The organism is Pseudomonas sp. SID14000, assembly GCF_002165135.1.
In the GTDB taxonomy this organism is placed as follows: domain Bacteria; phylum Pseudomonadota; class Gammaproteobacteria; order Pseudomonadales; family Pseudomonadaceae; genus Aquipseudomonas.
Genome location: NZ_NFZQ01000007.1, coordinates 112,498 through 131,143, shown reverse-complemented (window position 1 = coordinate 131,143; position 18,646 = coordinate 112,498). Strand labels below are relative to the sequence as shown.

General features: G+C 62.9%; 17 protein-coding genes. 5 read left to right on the top strand and 12 right to left on the bottom strand.

Going from position 1 to position 18,646, the window contains the following annotated elements; translation table 11 throughout:
- The first annotated feature begins 220 nt into the window (after nt 1-220).
- A complete protein-coding gene (locus CAY82_RS12465; RefSeq protein WP_087501473.1) occupies nt 221-3,697 on the top strand; it encodes a hybrid sensor histidine kinase/response regulator in 3,477 nt (1,158 codons plus the stop codon).
- On the opposite strand, the gene rmuC is transcribed toward CAY82_RS12465, so the two are convergent.
- Both rmuC and CAY82_RS12455 read right to left on the bottom strand, forming a co-directional pair.
- Nucleotides 3,669-5,042 carry a DNA recombination protein RmuC gene (gene rmuC / locus CAY82_RS12460; protein WP_170931072.1) on the bottom strand — a complete coding sequence of 458 codons (1,374 nt, stop codon included), beginning with the start codon at nt 5,040-5,042 and terminating at the stop codon, nt 3,669-3,671. The genes CAY82_RS12465 and rmuC overlap by 29 nt on opposite strands.
- Before the next feature lie 292 nt (nt 5,043-5,334).
- A complete protein-coding gene (locus CAY82_RS12455; protein WP_087501471.1) occupies nt 5,335-5,754 on the bottom strand; it encodes a tetratricopeptide repeat protein in 420 nt (139 codons plus the stop codon).
- 955 nt (nt 5,755-6,709) lie between these two features.
- On the opposite strand from CAY82_RS12455, the gene CAY82_RS12450 reads away from it, so the two are divergent.
- The 3 genes from CAY82_RS12450 (at nt 6,710) to CAY82_RS12440 (ending at nt 9,100) form a co-directional block, all read left to right on the top strand.
- Complete coding sequence (locus tag CAY82_RS12450; RefSeq protein WP_003257337.1) at nt 6,710-6,934, top strand: hypothetical protein; 225 nt, start codon at nt 6,710-6,712, stop codon at nt 6,932-6,934.
- A 249-nt stretch (nt 6,935-7,183) separates the two neighbouring features.
- Entirely contained in the window at nt 7,184-7,666 is a 483-nt protein-coding gene (locus CAY82_RS12445) for a hypothetical protein (protein ID WP_087501470.1), read from the top strand.
- Nucleotides 7,667-7,813: 147 nt separating this feature from the next.
- Nucleotides 7,814-9,100, top strand: a complete 1,287-nt coding sequence (locus CAY82_RS12440) for an OmpP1/FadL family transporter (protein WP_087501469.1) — start codon at nt 7,814-7,816, stop codon at nt 9,098-9,100.
- A gap of 41 nt (nt 9,101-9,141) precedes the next feature.
- Here CAY82_RS12440 and CAY82_RS12435 read toward each other — a convergent pair whose 3' ends face one another.
- Nucleotides 9,142-10,071 carry a LysR family transcriptional regulator gene (locus tag CAY82_RS12435; RefSeq protein ID WP_087501468.1) on the bottom strand — a complete coding sequence of 310 codons (930 nt, stop codon included), beginning with the start codon at nt 10,069-10,071 and terminating at the stop codon, nt 9,142-9,144.
- Nucleotides 10,072-10,185: 114 nt separating this feature from the next.
- Between CAY82_RS12435 and CAY82_RS12430 the strand changes: the two genes are divergently transcribed.
- Entirely contained in the window at nt 10,186-10,446 is a 261-nt protein-coding gene (locus tag CAY82_RS12430; RefSeq protein ID WP_087501467.1) for a DUF2798 domain-containing protein, read from the top strand.
- Between the two features lie 759 nt (nt 10,447-11,205).
- On the opposite strand, the gene CAY82_RS12420 is transcribed toward CAY82_RS12430, so the two are convergent.
- From CAY82_RS12420 to cobU, 9 genes are all read right to left on the bottom strand, one after another.
- Nucleotides 11,206-11,757, bottom strand: a complete 552-nt coding sequence (locus CAY82_RS12420; RefSeq protein WP_087501465.1) for a glutathione peroxidase — start codon at nt 11,755-11,757, stop codon at nt 11,206-11,208.
- Between the two features lie 46 nt (nt 11,758-11,803).
- Nucleotides 11,804-11,926 carry a hypothetical protein gene (locus CAY82_RS27055; RefSeq protein ID WP_075044023.1) on the bottom strand — a complete coding sequence of 41 codons (123 nt, stop codon included), beginning with the start codon at nt 11,924-11,926 and terminating at the stop codon, nt 11,804-11,806.
- The gene (locus tag CAY82_RS12415) at nt 11,923-13,116 is read right to left on the bottom strand and encodes an MFS transporter (RefSeq protein WP_170931071.1); all 1,194 of its coding nucleotides are present in this window, start codon (nt 13,114-13,116) and stop codon (nt 11,923-11,925) included. Before CAY82_RS12415 ends, CAY82_RS27055 begins: the two co-directional genes overlap by 4 nt.
- Before the next feature lie 72 nt (nt 13,117-13,188).
- Nucleotides 13,189-13,593 carry a MarR family winged helix-turn-helix transcriptional regulator gene (locus CAY82_RS12410; RefSeq protein ID WP_087501463.1) on the bottom strand — a complete coding sequence of 135 codons (405 nt, stop codon included), beginning with the start codon at nt 13,591-13,593 and terminating at the stop codon, nt 13,189-13,191.
- 60 nt (nt 13,594-13,653) lie between these two features.
- Nucleotides 13,654-14,835 carry a glycoside hydrolase family 5 protein gene (locus CAY82_RS12405; protein WP_256576264.1) on the bottom strand — a complete coding sequence of 394 codons (1,182 nt, stop codon included), beginning with the start codon at nt 14,833-14,835 and terminating at the stop codon, nt 13,654-13,656.
- Nucleotides 14,836-15,363: 528 nt separating this feature from the next.
- Nucleotides 15,364-16,095, bottom strand: coding sequence for an adenosylcobinamide-GDP ribazoletransferase (locus tag CAY82_RS12400; protein WP_087501462.1), 732 nt, complete (start codon nt 16,093-16,095; stop codon nt 15,364-15,366).
- A 1-nt stretch (nt 16,096) separates the two neighbouring features.
- Nucleotides 16,097-16,663, bottom strand: a complete 567-nt coding sequence (locus CAY82_RS12395; RefSeq protein ID WP_087501461.1) for a histidine phosphatase family protein — start codon at nt 16,661-16,663, stop codon at nt 16,097-16,099.
- Nucleotides 16,660-17,715 (bottom strand): nicotinate-nucleotide--dimethylbenzimidazole phosphoribosyltransferase, encoded by a 1,056-nt coding sequence (gene cobT, locus CAY82_RS12390; protein ID WP_087501608.1) that lies wholly within the window; start codon nt 17,713-17,715, stop codon nt 16,660-16,662. The genes CAY82_RS12395 and cobT overlap by 4 nt, the downstream gene beginning before the upstream one ends.
- Before the next feature lie 409 nt (nt 17,716-18,124).
- A complete protein-coding gene (gene cobU / locus CAY82_RS12385) occupies nt 18,125-18,646 on the bottom strand; it encodes a bifunctional adenosylcobinamide kinase/adenosylcobinamide-phosphate guanylyltransferase (RefSeq protein ID WP_087501460.1) in 522 nt (173 codons plus the stop codon).

Here is an 18,646-nt window from a genome sequence, read left to right as displayed (position 1 = left end):
CTGGCCTCTTCGCGGGTGAACCCGCTCCCACAGGGGCAGCGCCGCTTTCGAAGCCTGTGCAGTACCTGTGGGAGCGGGTTCACCCGCGAAAGGGCCGGCACAGGTTGAAGAGAACCCTGCGACCACCTGCCACTGCGACCATCGTCTGCGCTGACGAAGCGGCACCTGCGTGCCAGACTGATTGATCGGGACCGCGTTATCTTTTTGCTTCGGAGTCTTCATGTCGTTGTCCAGCGGGCTGATCGCCGTGGTCGCCCTGGCCTATATGGCCATCATGTTCGCCATCGCCTTCTATGGCGACCGCCGCAGCACGCCGTTGCCGCCGAAGTTGCGTGCCTGGGTGTACAGCCTGTCGCTGGCCGTGTACTGCACCAGCTGGACCTTCTTCGGCGCGGTCGGCCAGGCCGCCGAACAGCTCTGGGCGTTCCTGCCGATCTACCTGGGCCCGGTGCTGCTGCTGATCTTCGCACCCTGGGTGCTACAGAAGATGGTGCTGATCAGCAAGCAACAGAACATCACCTCGATCGCCGACTTCATCGCCGCGCGCTACGGCAAGTCGCAGTCCCTGGCGGTGGTAGTGGCGCTGATCTGCCTGGTCGGTGTGCTGCCGTACATCGCCTTGCAGCTCAAGGGCATCGTGCTGGGCGTGAACCTGCTGATCGGCGCCAATGCCGACGCCACCGGCACCCGCGTGCAGGACACCGCGTTGGTGGTGTCGCTGGTACTGGCACTGTTCGCCATCGTCTTCGGTACCCGCAGCCTGGACGTCACCGAACACCACCGTGGCATGGTGCTGGCGATTGCCTTTGAATCCCTGATCAAGCTACTGGCCTTCCTCGCCGTGGGCATCTTCGTCGTTTTCAACCTGTATGACGGCTTCGACGACCTGTTCAGCCAGGCCCGCCAATCGGTCCACCTGCAGGACTATTGGCAAGAGACCATCAATTGGCCGTCGATGGTGGTACAGACCGCTGTGGCGATGATGGCGATCATCTGCCTGCCACGGCAGTTCCACGTCACCGTGGTGGAAAACATCGAACCCCAGGACATGCGCCTGGCGCGCTGGGTGTTCCCGATGTACCTGGCGCTGGCCGCGTTGTTCGTGGTGCCGATTGCCCTGGCCGGGCAGATGTTGCTGCCGGGCACGGTAATCTCCGATTCGTTCGTCATCAGCCTGCCGCTGGCCGAGGCACACCCGAGCCTGGCCCTGCTGGCATTCATCGGCGGCGCCTCGGCGGCCACCGGCATGGTCATCGTCGAGGCCGTGGCGCTGTCGACCATGGTCTCCAACGACATGCTGCTGCCTTGGCTGCTACGCCGTACCAACGCCGAGCGGCCGTTCGAGGCGTTCCGCCACTGGATGCTTTCGGTGCGCCGGGTGACCATCGTGGTGATCCTGCTGCTGGCCTATGTCAGCTACCGCCTGCTGGGCTCCACCGCCAGCCTGGCGACCATCGGCCAGATCGCCTTTGCCGCCGTGACCCAGCTGACCCCGGCCATGCTCGGTGCGCTGTACTGGAAGCAGGCCAACCGGCGCGGCGTGTTCGCCGGCCTGGCTGCCGGTATATTCCTGTGGTTCTACACCCTGGTGCTGCCGATTGCCGCGCACAGCGTGGGCTGGTCGCTGCAGCTGTTCCCAGGGTTGGCGTGGCTGCACGGCAACCCGCTGAACCTGCCGATCAGCCCGCTGACCCAGGGCGTGGTGCTGTCGCTGACGGGCAACTTCACCCTGTTTGCCTGGGTCTCGGTGCTGTCGCGCACGCGGGTTTCCGAGCATTGGCAGGCCGGCCGTTTCATCGGCCAGCAGACCAGCGCCAGGCCCAGCAGCAAGCCGCTGCTGGCGGTGCAGATCGATGACCTGCTGACCCTGGCCTCGCGCTTTGTCGGCGAGGAGCGCGCCCGACAGAGCTTCATCCGCTTCGCCTACCGCCAGGGCAAAGGCTTCAACCCCAACCAGAACGCCGACGGCGACTGGATCGAACACACCGAACGCCTGCTGGCCGGTGTACTCGGCACCTCGTCGACCCGCGCCGTGGTCAAGGCCGCCATCGAAGGCCGCGACATGCAGCTGGAAGACGTGGTGCGTATCGCCGACGAGGCCAGCGAGGTGCTGCAGTTCAACCGCGCGTTGCTGCAAGGGGCCATCGAGAACATCAACCAGGGCATCAGCGTAGTCGACCAGAACCTGCACCTGGTGGCCTGGAACCGCCGCTACCTGGAGCTGTTCAACTATCCCGACGGGTTGATCAGCGTCGGTAGGCCGATTGCCGACATTATCCGCTACAACGCCGAGCGCGGCCTGTGCGGCCCGGGCGAAGCGCAGGTGCATGTGGCGCGGCGCCTGCACTGGATGCGCCAAGGCCGTGCGCATTCCTCCGAACGCTTGTTCCCCAATGGCCGGGTGATCGAACTGATCGGCAACCCGATGCCGGGCGGCGGCTTCGTCATGAGTTTCACCGACATCACCCCGTTCCGCGAAGCCGAGCAGGCCCTGCGCGACGCCAACGAAGGCCTGGAGCAACGGGTAGCGGAACGCACCCATGAGCTGTCGCAACTGAACCAGGCGTTGTCCGAAGCCAAGAGCCATGCCGAAGCGGTGAGCCAGTCCAAGACCCGCTTCCTGGCCGCAGTCAGCCATGACCTGATGCAGCCGCTGAACGCCGCGCGGCTGTTCTCCGCAGCCCTGTCGCAGCAGGCCGAAGGCATGAACGAAGAGGCCCGGCAACTGGTGCAGCACATGGACAGCTCGCTGCGCTCGGCTGAAGAGCTGATCAGCGACCTGCTGGACATCTCGCGCCTGGAAAACGGCAAGATCACCCCGGATACCAAGCCCTTCGCCCTCAACGAGCTGTTCGATACCCTGGGCGCCGAGTTCAAGGTGCTGGCCGCCGAGAAAGGCCTGGAGTTCCGCCTGCGCGGCAGCCGCCTGCGGGTGGACAGCGACATGAAGCTGCTGCGCCGAGTGCTGCAGAACTTCCTGACCAACGCCCTGCGCTATGGCAAGAGCCCGATCCTGCTAGGAGTACGGCGCCAGGGCGAACGCTTGTGGCTGGAGGTGTGGGACCGTGGGCCGGGCATCGCCGACGACAAGCTGCAGGTGATATTCCAGGAGTTCAAGCGCCTGGACAGCCACCAGACCCGCGCCGAAAAAGGCCTGGGCCTGGGCCTGGCGATTGCCGACGGCCTTTGCCGGGTACTGGGGCACAGGCTGGAAGTGCGCTCGTGGCCGGGTAAGGGCACGGTGTTCCGGGTCAGCGTGCCGATTGCCCGCCAGGCCGCCCCGGCGCCCAGCGCTCCAGTGGAACAGGGTGGCCAGCCACTGGCCGGGCTGCAGGTGCTGTGCGTGGACAACGAAGACAGCATCCTGATCGGCATGAACAGCCTGCTCAGCCGCTGGGGTTGCCAGGTGTGGACCGCGCGCAACCGCGCTGAATGCGAAGCCCTGCTGACCAAGGGCATGCGCCCGCACCTGGCGCTGGTGGACTACCACCTGGACGATGGCGAGACCGGAACCGGGCTGATGGGCTGGCTACGGGCGCGCCTGGGCGAGCCGGTGCCGGGCGTGGTGATCAGTGCCGATGGCAGCAAGGAAACCATCGCCATGGTGCATGCCTCTGGCCTGGACTACCTGGCCAAGCCGGTGAAGCCGGCGGCCCTGCGCGCCATGCTCAATCGCCATCTGAGCCTGGTTCAGTAAGTACTTCGTCCGGCAACGCCTCATCGGACATCGCCCGCTCCAGCAGGTCGGCCGGCAGGCTCTTGCTGGCACGGGCGCCCAGCAGCTTCAGCTGTTCGCTGCGGCTGACCAGGTTGCCGCGCCCTTCGCACAACTTGTTACGCGCCGCAGCATAAGCCTTGTCCACCTGCTGCAGGCGGTTGCCCAACTCGTCCAGGTCCTGAATGAACAGCACGAACTTGTCGTACAGCCAGCCGGCGCGCTCGGCGATCTCGCGAGCGTTCTGGCCCTGGCGTTCCTGCTTCCACAGACTGTCGATCACCCGCAGGGTAGCCAGCAAGGTGGTCGGGCTGACGATTACGATCTGCCGGTCGAAGGCCTCCTGGAACAGGTTCGGCTCGGCCTGCAGGGCTGCCGAGAAGGCTGCCTCGATCGGCACGAACAGCAGCACGAAATCCAGGCTGTGCAGGCCTTCGAGGCGGTTGTAGTCCTTGCTCGACAGGCCTTTGACATGGCTGCGCAGCGACTGCACATGCTGCTTGAGCGCGGCCTCGTCATTACCGGCGACGAACTGCTGGTAGGCGGTGAGGCTGACCTTGGCATCCACCACCACCTGCTTGTCACCAGGCAGCATGATCAGCACATCGGGCTGGAAACGCTCGCCGTCGGCGCTTTTCAGGCTGACCTGGGTCTGGTATTCGCGGCCCTTTTCCAGGCCGGCATGCTCCAACACCCGTTCGAGGATCAGCTCCCCCCAGTTGCCCTGGGTTTTCTGCCCCTTCAGGGCCTGGGTCAGGTTGGTAGCTTCGTCGGACAGGCGCAGGTTGAGTTGCTGCAGGCGCTCCAGCTCCTTGCCCAGCGAGAAACGCTCGCGGGCTTCCTGCCGGTAGCTTTCCTCCACGCGTTTTTCGAAGGCCTGGATGCGCTCCTTGAGTGGGTCGAGCAACTGACCGAGATGTTGCTGGCTGGTCTGGGCGAAGCGCTGTTCGCGCTCGTCGAAGATCCTGGTAGCCAGGTCGGCGAACTGGGCGCGCAGGGTGTCGCGGGCTTCCTGCAGGTCTTCCAGGCGCTGCTGGTGGCTTTCCTGCTGCTCGCGCAATTCGGCCTCCAGACGTGCGCTCTGGGCTTCCAGGCGGCGCAGCTCGGCTTCGCGGTTGGCACGCTCGAGGTTCCAGGCATGGGCGGCGTCCCGGGCATTGTCGCGTTCGATCTGCAGCAGTTCCAGCTCACGGCCTTGGGCGGCCAGCTGGGTCTGCTTGACGGTGTTGGCTTCGCTGAGGTCGCTGACCTCGTCGCGGCTGGCGTCCAGTTGCGCCTGCAGGCCGGCCTGGGCTAGCTGGGCAGCATTAAGGCGCTCTTCGAGCAAGGCCTGCTCGCCTTGCCGCGCGCCTTGGCGGCGCTGCACCTGCATGACCCAACCCAGGCAGGGTAAGGCACCTGCCACCAAGCCCAGCAGAATGCTGGCCAGATCCACTGTCATGCTTACCCCGAATGATCCTGGATGAATGCAGCGCAGCTTATCAGCCTGAGCGATGTGTTGCCTGTTCCGGCCTCTTCGCGGGTAAAACCGCTCCCACAGGAATTGCACAGTATCCGAGGTATAGCTATTCCGGCGGGAGCGGGTTTACCCGCGAAGAGGCCAGTGCTGGCAACACACCTCAGGCAGGAAACCACTGCCTCAGAAGCCGCCGCGCCTCTTGCGACCCCTGCCCCGCCGCCAGTTCCAGCCAGTACCTCGCCTGCTCCGGCTCGCTGTGCTGGCACAGCCGCGCATACTCCAGTTGTGCCCGTCGATCACCGGCACGGGCAGCCTGGCGCAGCAGTTCATGGCCAATACGCCGGTCACGGGCATTGCCACAATCGCGGCACAGCATCTGCCCCAGACGGCTTTGCGCCACCACCACGCCCTGGCGCGCCGGCTGTTTCAACAGGTGCCCGGCCAGGTGCTTGACCTGCGGCTTGTCACCCAGGCGCGGGTTGTCGAGCAGCCACAAGGCTACTTTGAGGGAGAAACGTTTGGGGGGAGGGGCAGGCGTCGATGCAGCGGGGCCGGCGAGGTGTTTACCGCGAAACTTCATGAGCAACAGGTTTGGCAACTCGAAAGGCGCGCCACTCTACGCTTTTTTTAGCGCCCTGACCTTGGGATTTCCGGAGGATTGAAAAAAAAATTCAGCGATCTTTTCTTGACGTTTTCAAGCGGATAACCAATAGGTGTCCCGGAGCATGTCGATTGTCAGACAGATCACTGTATTGCTGGCACGCCCGTCCTAGAGCAAGTGCCCGGGACAATCCACAGTTCCTGTGGATAACTCGGTGGACAACCCCCTCCCATCCCCCTCAAACCCCCATGATTTGGGGCTTTCGCTCAAACTGACGATTTTTTCACCAGCTAAAAATAGTGTTTTTTTTCATTGACTTAACCGCTCAGTCAAGGCATTGGCGAAGCTGTCGCGGCATGTTGCCGGGCAGTTGCAAGCGCTGCCCCGAATGTGAACAAGTGCACCATAACCCTTCATTTGAGTGCACGAAATCGGTACATCAGGCAGGATGCGGGCCTTTCCCCCCCTCTTCCCAGCAGGATAAATACGCGCCATACTGCTCGGCTCATCTGAACAAGTATGAAATGCTTGCCAAGCGCCTTTCTTTTCGGTAAGGTTCGCTCCGTTAGTACCAAGCTGAAAGTCAATTCTGGCCTCAAGCGTCCTTGCAGAACCCGCTCCCCCCAAGAGTGGTGCTGCTGAAACCAGGACCGGCCCATTCGATGGTTCACTCGCCAGCCCTCGCGCTGTTCAAGCACGAATCACGTGACAGATTGATCAGGATCCCACCCCGACGGCCTAGAACCTTGGCCCCGGCGTGCTGCCTGCCTTCTGAAGTACCTACCAGTCAGCCCAAGCGCCCACCTTTGATTGCGCCCCCTCTGGCTGCCCTGTTCCAGTCAGGTTCGTTCGTCCCTTAATAAAGGCGTCACTGGAACGTTTCTATCATGCACGGATCATAACCCCCGTGTTTAAAGCAGGAACCTCCAACAATATGCAAACTCATCATCAGATTCAGGCTGCCATTGGCACCCTCTCCCAGGCCTTCTCGCCGTTGAAGTGCCTTATCGTTGCCCCTCGCAAGGGTAGCTTCAGCTTCACCCTGGTAGACGAACACGGCGTCGCCTGCCACACCGAGCGCCTGTACCCTGAACAGTACAGCCGTAGTGAACCACTGCAGGCGGTCATTGCCCGAACCCGCCAGTCGCTTACCGCGTGAGCGGCGAATACTGCGGTATTCAAGCGCTGAATCATCCAATCGCAAGCCTGCCTGAATGTCCCTGGCGTAATTGCCTTACGGCATATAGCCCGGCACGTCAGGCAGTAATCGATTTAAAAACAGCCCTTTACGCCACGATTATCACACTAGACTTCAACTCGAGCGGTGCTTACCGCTTCCGGCGGGCCTGATCACTCACCAGCTGCCAAGCTCCAGCGCCCGTCCGGCCCCTAACTGCTCGAGGGCATCATGGGTATCGCGGCGAATGAATTGTGTCAGTATGTGATCCGACCCACCCTGGTCTACCTGAACCGTCACTGCGCCAGCGCCGAAGCCTTGTTGCTGGGCATCGCCGCCAGCCAGTCGGCCTTGGGGTCGGCTTTACACGACCGACGTGGGCATGGCCTGTACCGCATCGGCGAACACCGTCACCAGGCTATCTGGGACGACTACCTTGCCCGTGACCCCGACCTGGCCAGCCTGGTCCGCGGCCTGGCCAGCCAGCACGCCTTCCTCGGCGGCCCGCACCTGGAACTCACCGTCAACCTGCGCTACTCCACCGCCATTGCCTGGATGCTCGTCGAAGAGCAGGCCACGCCACTACCTGCCGCAGATGACCTTCTCGCACTGGCGCGGATCTGGCGACAGATTTTCAACCCCCAAGGTCGCCTGCGTGACTTCACCCATGCCTGGCATACCTGCATAGATCAGAGATTGCCACAGGTATCTTGAGACGCGTCCTACAGCGTGCCCGGAAAAAAGGGAATTTTGGTCGGATTGTCCTACAAAACAGCTCTATCTCCTGCGATTGAGGCTATAGCGCGGCGGGAGATTTGTTGGTAGCTTTTCGCCCCGGAGATCCCAAGGAGTTTTCTAATAATGAAAAAAGTAATGCTCAAAGCCTCCCTCGGCGTAGCCGTTGCACTTGCTTCCAGCCAACTGCTCGCCGCAGGTTTTGCGCTGAACGAACAAAGTATCAGCGGCATGGGAACCGGTTTTGCGGGACGCTCGTCTTCTGCCGAAGATGCCAGCACTGTGTATGGCAACCCTGCAGGCATGTCGCGCCTCAAGCGCGAGCAAGTCACCGTGGGTGGCGCGGCCGTGATTGCCAAGTCTGATATTTCGGGTCGTGGTAGCAATTTCGGGGGGGAAACCGATGGCGACATGGTCCCGGTCGTGGGCGTACCCATGGGTTACTACGTCAAGCCGATCGATGATCACTGGAGCGTCGGTTTCGGTGTTTACGTGCCATACGGCCTGATCACCGACTACGGCAGCGACGATGCGGCACGCTACTGGGGCAAGAAGAGCAAGGTCGAGGTTGTCACCTTCCAGCCAACCATCAGCTATGCCTTCAACGACAAGGTGTCGATCGGTTTTGGCCCGACCATCAACCGTATCAAGGGTGAACTGGGTTCGAACCTGAACAGCGCGTCCGCCCCTTCGTTCTTGGGCGGAGGCCCAGATGGAGAAATCAAGATCAAGGGCGACGACACCGCGATCGGTTACAACATTGGCATTCTCGTACAAGCCACAGACCGCACCCGTCTGGGTCTGACCTATCACTCGATGGTCGACTACAAGCTTGAAGGCGACACCCGTGTTTCCTATCCGGTTAGTGTTGCGCGTCTCAGCGGCAAATTCGACGCCAGCCTGAAGATCAAGACGCCAGAGTCGGTGGACTTTTCGGTCACCCATGAGCTGGATGACCACTGGACACTGTATGCGGGTAGCACCTGGACCCGATGGAGCCGCCTGGAGAGCATCGTTGTCAAGAACGAAGCACCGGCGGGTTACCCGCTGCAGACCATCACCGAAGAGCAGAACTGGCATGACACCTGGGCCCATGCCATTGGTGCGGCCTACAAGGTGAACAAGGAATGGACCCTGCGTGCAGGCTTCTCGGTCGATCAGTCACCCACCAACAACCACGATCGCTCGCCACGTATTCCAACTGGCGATCGTAAAGCGGTCAGCTTTGGTGCCGGCTGGAGCCCGAACGATGACATGACCATCGATGTTGCCTACTCGTACCTGTGGGAAGAGGATACCAAGGTCAACAATGTGTCGGGCTCGCCGACACAACAGGCATTGAAAGGCACCTATCAGGCCAAGTATGAGAACAGTGCTCACGGTATCGGTGCATCCCTTACCTACCGCTTCTGATTCGTACGCGTTACATGAAAAACCGCCCTCGTGGCGGTTTTTCATGCCTGCACCTGCCAGCTGTCGCCCAGGCATTCGCGCAGGTAGTCCATGAACACACGCACTTTAGTGGTCATGGCGAAGCGGTCGGCCAGGCACAGGTAGATATCCATCGGTTCGGTCTGGGCATAGGCCTGGCCGCTATCGCTGTATTCGAACAACGGTACCAGCGCCCCAGCGGCCAGGTGCGGTCGTACGATGAACTCGGCCAAGCGGGTGATGCCGCCATCGTGCAGTGCCATCTGGGTCAGGGCATCGATGTCGTCGCTTATCAGGACACTGCCGAACTCTGCCTCGAACCGCAGCCCGTCGCGCATGAACCCCCAACGCAGGAAGCGCCCGTCCACCGGGTAGCGGAACACCAGGCAGCGGTGGTCACGCAAGGCCTCGGGCGTGGCCGGCACGCCGGCGTCTTGCAGGTAACCGGGCGAGGCACAGCAAATGAACGGGATACGGGCGATATGCCAGGCCAGCAACTGGTCTTCCAGTTGCGGGGCAATGCGCAGGCTCACGTCCACATCTTCCCGAGCATGGTTGACCCGGCGATCAGTCGTTATCAACTCTATCGAAAGCAGTGGGTAGCGGGCACTGAACGCGGGTATCAAGGGGGCCAGGACGTGACGACCGAAGGCGGACGTCGAGGCAATGCACAGTCGCCCCTGGGGTTCACTGTCGGGGGTTGTGACGGCCTGTTCGGCCAGGGCCAGGTCGCGCTCGATGTGCCTGACGCGCTCGTAATACTGTGTCCCGGCGGGCGTCAGCGCCATACTGCGGGTGGTGCGGCTAAGCAGGCGAACCTGCAAATGGCCTTCCAGACGAGCCAGGTTCTGGCTGACCGCGGCCGGGCTCAGGCCCAGATTGCGGGCACCGGCGGCTATGCTGCCGGCTTCGACCACTTTGATGAAGCTGCGAATGGCATTGAGCAGGTCCATGCTGAGCCCTTGGATTCGTAAGAATCTCTTTATAAAGAACTCAATACGACTGGTCTACAGCTGCTGCCAGGTGCGTTGCTAACCTGCGCCTCTACTCACCTTTCAGGAGTTCGCATGAGCAACCTGCCCCAGGCACGCAGCCGACGCAAATTGCACCCGGGCGCCACGCCCTACGTTTTTGCCTTCTACATGTCGTCGATCATGGCACTGTTGATGTGTTTCGTGATCACTGCAGCGAATGCGGGGGTCAACCCCGAATACCTCGACAATGTGCTGAAGGCGTACCAGTTGGCGATGCCTGTGGCGTTCGTATGTGTGTTGATGGTCAGGCCGGTGGTAGTGCGGTTGGTGGCGATTACGGTGCATGCAAAGTGAAGTAACCCGAAACCAAGCCAAGCCCCCTGCTTCGGCTCTTGACCTTGATCTTGACCTTGATCTTGATCTTGATCTTGATCTTGATCTTCGCGACTTCAGGAGGCCGAACGCAGGCCTTGCGGAGGGAGGTGACGGGCATGGATGCCCGTCAAGCGCTGGGCCCCAGGATGGGGCCTGCAGCGCGGTCCTCCCGGGAGCAAGGCCGGAGTGAGGGAACCCCGGAGCGCAGCGCAGGGGCCGGATGATGGGAGCGCAGCGTTTTTTGGTTACTTTTTGTCGCGTTTGACAAAAAGTGACTCGCCGTAAGGGCGAAAAGGTGAGTAAGCGTCGCCATCGTAAATGGACTATACGCGATATCAAGACCAGTACTTTTCCGCTCTTCGCTCTTCGCTCTTCGCTTTCAAGCGTGGGCATCAACAACGGGGTCAACATTCATTTTCGAAGGTGGCGCTTATTCACCTTTCCGCCCTTACGGCGGGTCACTTTTTGTCAAACGCGACAAAAAGTAACCAAAAAACGCTGGCTCCCATCATCCGGCCCCTACGCTGCGCTCCGGGGTTCCCTCGCTACGGGCCTGCTCCCGGGAGTACGCGCTGCAGGCCCCATCCATGGGGCCTCAGCGCTTGACGGGCATCCATGCCCGTCACCTCCCTACGCAGTCCCTTCGCTCGGCCTCCTGAAGTCGCAATCTGCGGCGCCTGAACTATCGCGCGCTTAGAAGCAAAAGCCGAAGCAAGAGCAAGAGCAAGAGCAGCCAGGTTATGGCTGCGAGGCAATGGCCTTTTCGATCGCCGCCCGGAACGCAGGATCATCCGGCTTGGTCAGGCTGGAGAAGTTGCCGATCACCTTGCCCTTGCGATCCACCACGTACTTGTAGAAGTTCCACTTCGGCGCACTGCTCTGGCTGGCCAGTTCAGCGAACAGCGGTATCGCATCCGTGCCCCGCACCGGCTGCGTCTTGGTCATGGTGAAAGTGACACCGTAGTTGGCATAGCAGACCTTGGCGGTCTTCTCGCTGTCCGCATCTTCCTGCTTGAAGTCGTTGGACGGCACGCCAAGCATTTCCAGGCCTTGTTCGTGATATTCCTTGTACGTCGCCTCCAACCCCTCGAACTGCGGCGCAAAACCGCAATAGCTGGCCGTGTTCACCACCACCAGCGGCTTGCCGGCAAAGCGCTCGCACAGGTCAACCTGCCCCTTGCCACGCAGCTCCGGCAGGCTGCCCTGCAACAACGCTGGGCAATCAGCAGCCCAGCTCGATGCGCTGGCAAGCAGGGCCAGCACCGGCACCGTCAACCAATGTGCACGCATGACTCGTTTCTCCTGCAAGACAATCCTCGAACTTGCAGGGTAGCGCCTAACAAACACTCATGCCCAGCTGCATCAACGCCATCCCGCCCTTGTGCCAGCCCCACCACACCAGCGCCAGCAGTAACAAGGCGGCGACGGCCAGTAGCCCCCGAGCCAGATAGCGGTTCATGCGGCCTGGGCCTGCAGGCGGGCGACCGGGCGTTCGCGCACGGGCCAGCTGAGGGCGGCGGCCAGCAGGCTGAGCAGGATGGAAATCTGCCAGACCAGGTCGTAGCTGCCGGTACGGTCATACACTACCCCGCCCAACCAGCCACCCAGGAAGGCGCCCAGCTGGTGGAACAGGAAGACGATACCGCCAAGCATGGACAGGTTGCGCACGCCGAACACCGTGGCCACGGTGCCGTTGGTCAGTGGCACCGTGGACAGCCACAGCAGGCCCATGGCGATGCCGAACAGGTAAGCACTGAATTCAGTCACCGGCGCCCAGAGGAACAGCACGATCACTACCGCACGCAGCAGGTACAACCCGGTCAGCAGGCGCGGCTTGGACATGCGCCCGCCCAGCCAGCCGGCGGTGAAGGTACCGACGATATTGAACAGACCTACCAACGCCAGCACCGTAGTGCCGGTGGTCGCAGCCAAGTGCTGGTCGACCAGGTAGGCCGGCAGGTGCACGCCAATGAACACCACCTGGAAACCACAAACGAAGAAGCCCAGCGCCAGCAACCAGAAGCCGGAATGCGAGCACGCCTCGCGCAGGGCCTGGCCCAAGGTCTGTTCGGCACCATGACTGGGCAACGGGCGGTCGCGCAGCAGGCCCACGAAAGGCACGATCAGCGCCACCATCAGCCCCAGCACCAGCAACGCTGCGGACCAGCCCAACCACTGGATCAGGCCGAGGGTGCCCGGCAACATGGCGAACTGGCCGAAAGACCCGGCAGCGCTGGCAATGCCCATGGCCATGCTGCGCTTCTCCGCCGGCACGGCACGCCCGACCACACCGAGGATGACCGAGAACGAGGTACCGGACAGACCGATGCCGATCAGCAAGCCGGCACTCAGCGACAACGACCAGGCCGAGTCGGCCATGCCCATCAGCATCAACCCGGCAGCGTAGAGAATACCGCCAATGATCACCACCCGCGCCGCGCCCAGGCGGTCAGCCAGGGCGCCGGCGAACGGCTGCGCAAGCCCCCAGATCAGGTTCTGCAAGGCAATGGCAAAGGCGAACACCTCACGCCCCCAGCCGAAGTCGGCGCTCATCGGCGCCAGGAACAGGCCGAAGCCGTGCCGCACCCCCAAGGATAGCGCCAGGATCAACGCTGCCCCCACCAATACCCACCCGCTGGTTCGCCACACCGAAGTCATTGTCGTTATCTCCAGCACATCGCAAGGTTTTACGGGTATATACCCGCATATCGTCGTATCAATTCAAGCCAGTTGATCCAGCAAACGCACCAGTTCATCCCGCTGCCCTGCCCCCAGCCGTTCCACCAGTTCGGCCTGGGCCTGTTCCCAGGCAGGATGAGCAGCGCGTAGCAGCTGCGTACCGGCCTCGGTCAGCAGCACCACGCGGTTGCGCTGGTCGTCGCCATCGACCAAGGCCACCAGCCCTTCAGCCTCCAGCACCCGCAGGTTGCGGCCCAAGGTGCTGCGCTCCAGGCCCATGGCCTCTGCCAGCGTGGTGATACTGGGGCGGTCGAGCCGCTGCAGATGACGCAACAAGGAAAACTGGGCGACATTGACCCCAAAGCCGGCAAGGGCCTCGTCGTAATGCCGGCTCACCCCACGGGCGGCCCGACGCAGATGGGTGCAGATGCATTCACTGGTCAACATGGATACGTGTATATACCCGCTTCATGTGTGTTGCAAGAGATTTCACGACTGCCCACCACGTCAGCCCGGGTTCAAGCGCCTGCGAATCGGCTCGAACTCCATCGTAGCCTTGCGCGGCAGCGGGTCTGCAGCGCCCTGCTCGATGGCCTGCCAGTAGCGCCACGGCACCTTGGCCGAGCCCAGTTCGTAGTCCATGCCATCCCAGCTATCTTCACGAAAGCTGTAGAAGGCCCAGTGCAACCGGTGGCGATCGAGCACGCTGAGCACGTCTTCCAGGTATTGCCGGCACCCCGGCAATCTGCGCATGCAGCCAAACTCGCCCACCACCAGGCGCGAGCGGGGAACCTTCATGGCCTCGGCCCAGTCCAGCGGCTGACGCAGGTATTGCGCCACACGCTGGCCATCCCACCGCTGTGTCTGCCCTGCGAACGGTGCCGGGCCGGGATAGGCGATGGGTTGCTTGCGCGTCATGTTCGGTGCACTGGTCACCAGATAGGGTTCGTACATATGCACGCTGTATAGCACCCGCTGGTCTTCCAGAGGTGCCGGCCAGTAACCGAAAGCGTCAGCGGCGGCGAACCAGCCGGCATCGAGCATGATCGGCGTATCCGCGTCCTGCTCGCGAATGGCCGCTATCAGTTGCCGATACAGGGCGGGCAGATCACGCGCACCGCCCTGCTGCCGTGCATACCACTGCTGCATTTGCCCAAGGTCGGCATGCTCGGCCAGGCCACCTTGCTTCTCCGGGGCGGGCTCATTGACCAGGTTGTAGGCGGCGATGGCCGGGTGGCCTTTCAGCTCACGCGCCAGATCCCGCCAGAAGGCCGCAGCCTGCACCCAGTAGCGCTTGTCTTGCCAGAGACGGTCGTCGAACTGGCCGTGGTTGTTTTGCGACCAGCGCATGCCGGGCAGCGAAAGCGGTGCGATGACCACCTTGAGGCCGGCCTGATGGGCACGGTCGAGGGTGGCTCGCAGCGTGGCTAGGTCGGCGGCAGGCAGGCCTTGGTAGGCATCGGCATCGCCGAGGAGGAAATCGCGTTCCGCCGGCTGCCATTTATCGTAGGACAGCCGCACCCAGGTCGCGCCATAACCGCTCAAGGCGTCGAAGTAGGCTTGGTCAGGTGGCAGCCGGTTGAAGCTGTTGCCGCCATGGCGGGGAGTGTTCCAGAAAGCCATGAGATCGGCTGCCATGGCAGCAGGCCCCATGGCCAACAACAGCGCGGCGAGAATGACATGACGCATGGTGCGAACACTCCTCGACAGTTAGCGGAGGGGCAAGCATACGCCAGTGACTAGATGCCGCTTCTTGCTGAGTTTTTTCAGGAATTTGCCGGCACGTTGGGCTCAGAAAGCCCCTACAGAAACATCCTGCTTGCGCGGTCTCTCATTGGAGCTGCTGCGCAGCCCATCGCCGGCAAGCCGGGCTCCCACAGGGACCGCGAAAATCTTGAGGTCTGCGCCGTACCTGTGGGAGATCGCCCAACCCTTTTGGGCTGCGCTGTCGCGCAGAGAACAAATATCGCTCGTTTGACGCGTCCTTTGTAGGAGCAGCCTTGTGCTGCGAAGAGGCCGGCACAAGCAACAGACAGGCTTTGTCAGTACCGGCCTCTTCGCAGCACAAGGCTGCTCCTACAGAACCTCACTGAACCAATGAGTCATGTGTTGTTCTATGAGAGCCTGGCTTGCCGGCGATGGGCCGCAAAGCGGCCCCAAATCGCTTAACTGACTGGCATTAGGGCAAGCCCGCTCCCACAGGGATCGCGCCACCTTCTAGAGTTGAGCAAGGCCCAACGCCAACCCCAGCACCACGGCCAGTTCGAGCAATTCCAGCATTGCACCAGCGGTATCGCCGGTAGTCCCACCCAGGCGCCGGCACATCAGGTGCCGCAACCAGGCAAACACTGCCAACGCCAGCACCACGATCCACCCGCCCAGGACCAGGCAGAAGAGCACACAACCCAGCAACACCCACCAGGCCACACGCCGGGGCAGGTGCTCGGCCAGCGCCTGCCCCAAACCACCCTGTCGCACATAAGGCGTACTCAGGAACAGCCCAAGCATTGCCGCCCGCCCGATCAACGGTGCCAGTAGCAACTGCGCACCGACACCCTGCTCGACCAGCACCCACAAGGCGCAGAACTTCAGCAACAGCACCAACACCAGAGTGACCACGGCAATTGGCCCGCTACGCGGGTCTTTCATGATCTGCAGAGTACGTTCGCGGTCACCGAAACCGCCCAGCCAAGCGTCGGCACTGTCCGCCAGCCCATCTAGGTGCAAGGCGCCACTGAGCAAGACCCACAATGTCAGCAGCACGGCCGCGTGCAGCGGCGCCGGCGTGTCTTGTAGGAAATGGCTGGCCAGCCATAGCAACAGGCCGAACAGCAACCCGATCAGCGGGTAGCAGAGCAGCGAACGCCCCACCTCGCGCGGGGCCGGCATCCCCGGCAGACTCACCGGCAGGCTACTGAGAAACTGCAAGGCAATCCACAACGGCAACATCTCAGCGCCCCTCGACCCACTGGCCGTCGCCACCCGGCACCAGTCGCATCAATGCAGCGTGGCAGACTTCAACCTGCAGCAATTGCGCCCTCGGCAAGCCACGGGCACGGGCCAGCAGCAGCCGCATCACGCCGCCATGGGTGACCAACAGGACACGTTTGCCGGCATGCTGACGTTTCAGGCGCTCGACAGCTGCCAGCACACGCTCGGCGAACGCCTCGACCGGCTCGCCATTGGGCGGCGTGAACGCGTATGGGTCCGCCCAGAAGCGCCCCAGCGCATCTGCCTGGTCTTCCATGATCTGCGCCGCACTACGGCCCTCCCAGTCACCAAAATGCAGCTCCTGAAACGCCGCCTCGCGCTGTACGGGCAAGTTCAACTGCTCGCCCAGTTCCTCGGCAAAACGCGCACAGCGTTGCAGCGGCGAAGTGACCAGCACCTCCCACGGGCCGGCCTCGGCCACGGCGCTACGCATCTGCGCCCAGCCCTTGTCGGTCAGGGCATCATCAAGGCTGCCACGCAGGCCGCCCTGCTCCGTTTCACCATGGCGCAGCAGGTCGAGGATCATGCCGGGCGGTCCGCCACCGCAGCCTCGGCGAAGGTCGCCATCTGCCCGTGCAACGCACACGCCAGGCGCAACAGTGGCACGGCCAGGGCAGCCCCACTGCCCTCGCCCAGGCGCAGGCCCAGGGCAAGCAACGGCTCGGCCTGCAACGCGTCGAGCAAGGCTTTGTGCCCAGGCTCTGCACCTTGGTGGGCGAACAGCAGCCAAGCCCGGCACTGCGGGTTGAGGCGCACCGCCAACAGCGCGGCGACGCTGCAGATGAAGCCGTCCACCAACACCGCGATACCCGCCTGCGCGCAGCCTATGTAAGCACCGGTCAAGGCAGCGATCTCGAAACCACCGACACAGCCCAGAGCCCGCACTGGATCGTCGGCGCACAGGCCATGCTTGTTCAACGCTCGCTCGATGACCTCGGCCTTGTGCCGCACCCCGGCCCGGTCCAGGCCGGTACCCGGGCCACTCAATTCAGCTGGCGGGCAGCCCAGCAGGACGCTGGCCAGGGCTGCCGCAGCCGTGGTGTTGCCGATACCCATCTCGCCACCGATGAACAGCTGCGCACCCTGTTCGGCGGCGCGCAGGGCACTATCGCGACCAGCCTGCAGAGCGGCCTGCAGCTGGCCCTCGGTCATCGCTGGTTGGCGGGCGAAGTTGGCGGTACCGGCGCCCAGGCGCAGATGGCGCACGCCAGGCAGTTCCAGGTGCGGGTCGATGGTGCCCAGGTCGACCACTTCCAGGCTTGCCTGCAGTTGGCGCGCCAGCACGCTGATCGCCGCGCCACCGCCGACGAAGTTGCGCAGCATCTGCCCGGTCACCGCTTGCGGGTAGGCCGAGATGCCTTCCTCGACCACACCGTGATCACCAGCAAATATGCTGATTGCGGCGTGATCCAGCGTTGGCCGCTCACGCCCCTGCAGGCCAGCCAGCTGAATGGCCAGGCCTTCCAGCTGGCCGAGCGAACCGGCAGGCTTGGTCAGCTGCTGCTGACGGGCGCGGGCCTGGTCCATGGCGGCGTTGTCGAGGGGTTGGCAGGGGGTTTGCCACCAGGGTTGGGTCATGGTCATGGGCCTGTTCGGGTTGGGTAATGGGGGTTATTAGTGCGTGGTGGGGCTGGCAGGTGCTTGGCTGGAGATCTTCTGCGCTCTTGAGATCGAGCGCCGCCCGCGCGGCGCTTCGCGGCACAAGGCCGCTCCCACATCTGTTTCGGGCCAATTATTCCTGTGCCAGGTGGGTTGCAGCCTTGGTGCATGGCTGGAGATGGATGAAGAGCAACTGCACCCCTTCGATATCGAATGGAACAAACAAGGCGGATAGAGGAGACCTTACAGGAGTAACTGGCCCGAAACAGATGTGGGAGCGGCCTTGTGCCGCGAAGCGCCGCGCGGGCGGCGCTCGATCTCCCAGGCGCCACACAACCCAAGGCAGGCACCTGTACGCCCCGATACAATCTTGAACCCACCCCCACCCTCACAAAGCAGGTCCTTTCAACATCAAGGGCAACCCTGCCACCGTCAGCACCACACGCTGACAGCGCTCAGCCACGGCCTGGTGCAGCCAGCCGGCCAGGTCGACATAGCGCCGGGTCAGCTCGCCCATGGGCACGATGCCCAGGCCGGTTTCGTTACTGACCAGGATGACCGTGCCCGGCAACTGTTCCAGGCAGGCCAGCAGCGCATCACGCTCCTCGGCCAGGCGCTGGTCGTCTTCGAGCATCAGGAGGTTGGTCAGCCACAGGGTCAGGCAATCCACCAGCAGGCAGCGCCCTTCGGCCGCTTCGGCGCGCAGTACCGCGGCCAGGGCCAGGGGTTCTTCGACCAACCCCCAGTCATCGGGGCGACGCTGGCGGTGCAGCAACACACGTTCGTTCATTTCACCATCCAGCGGCTGGCTGGTGGCGATGTAGGTCACCGGCAGGCCACTGGCGCAGGCCAGCTGTTCAGCCAGGCGGCTCTTGCCCGAGCGGGCGCCGCCGAGGATCAGGTTGAGCAT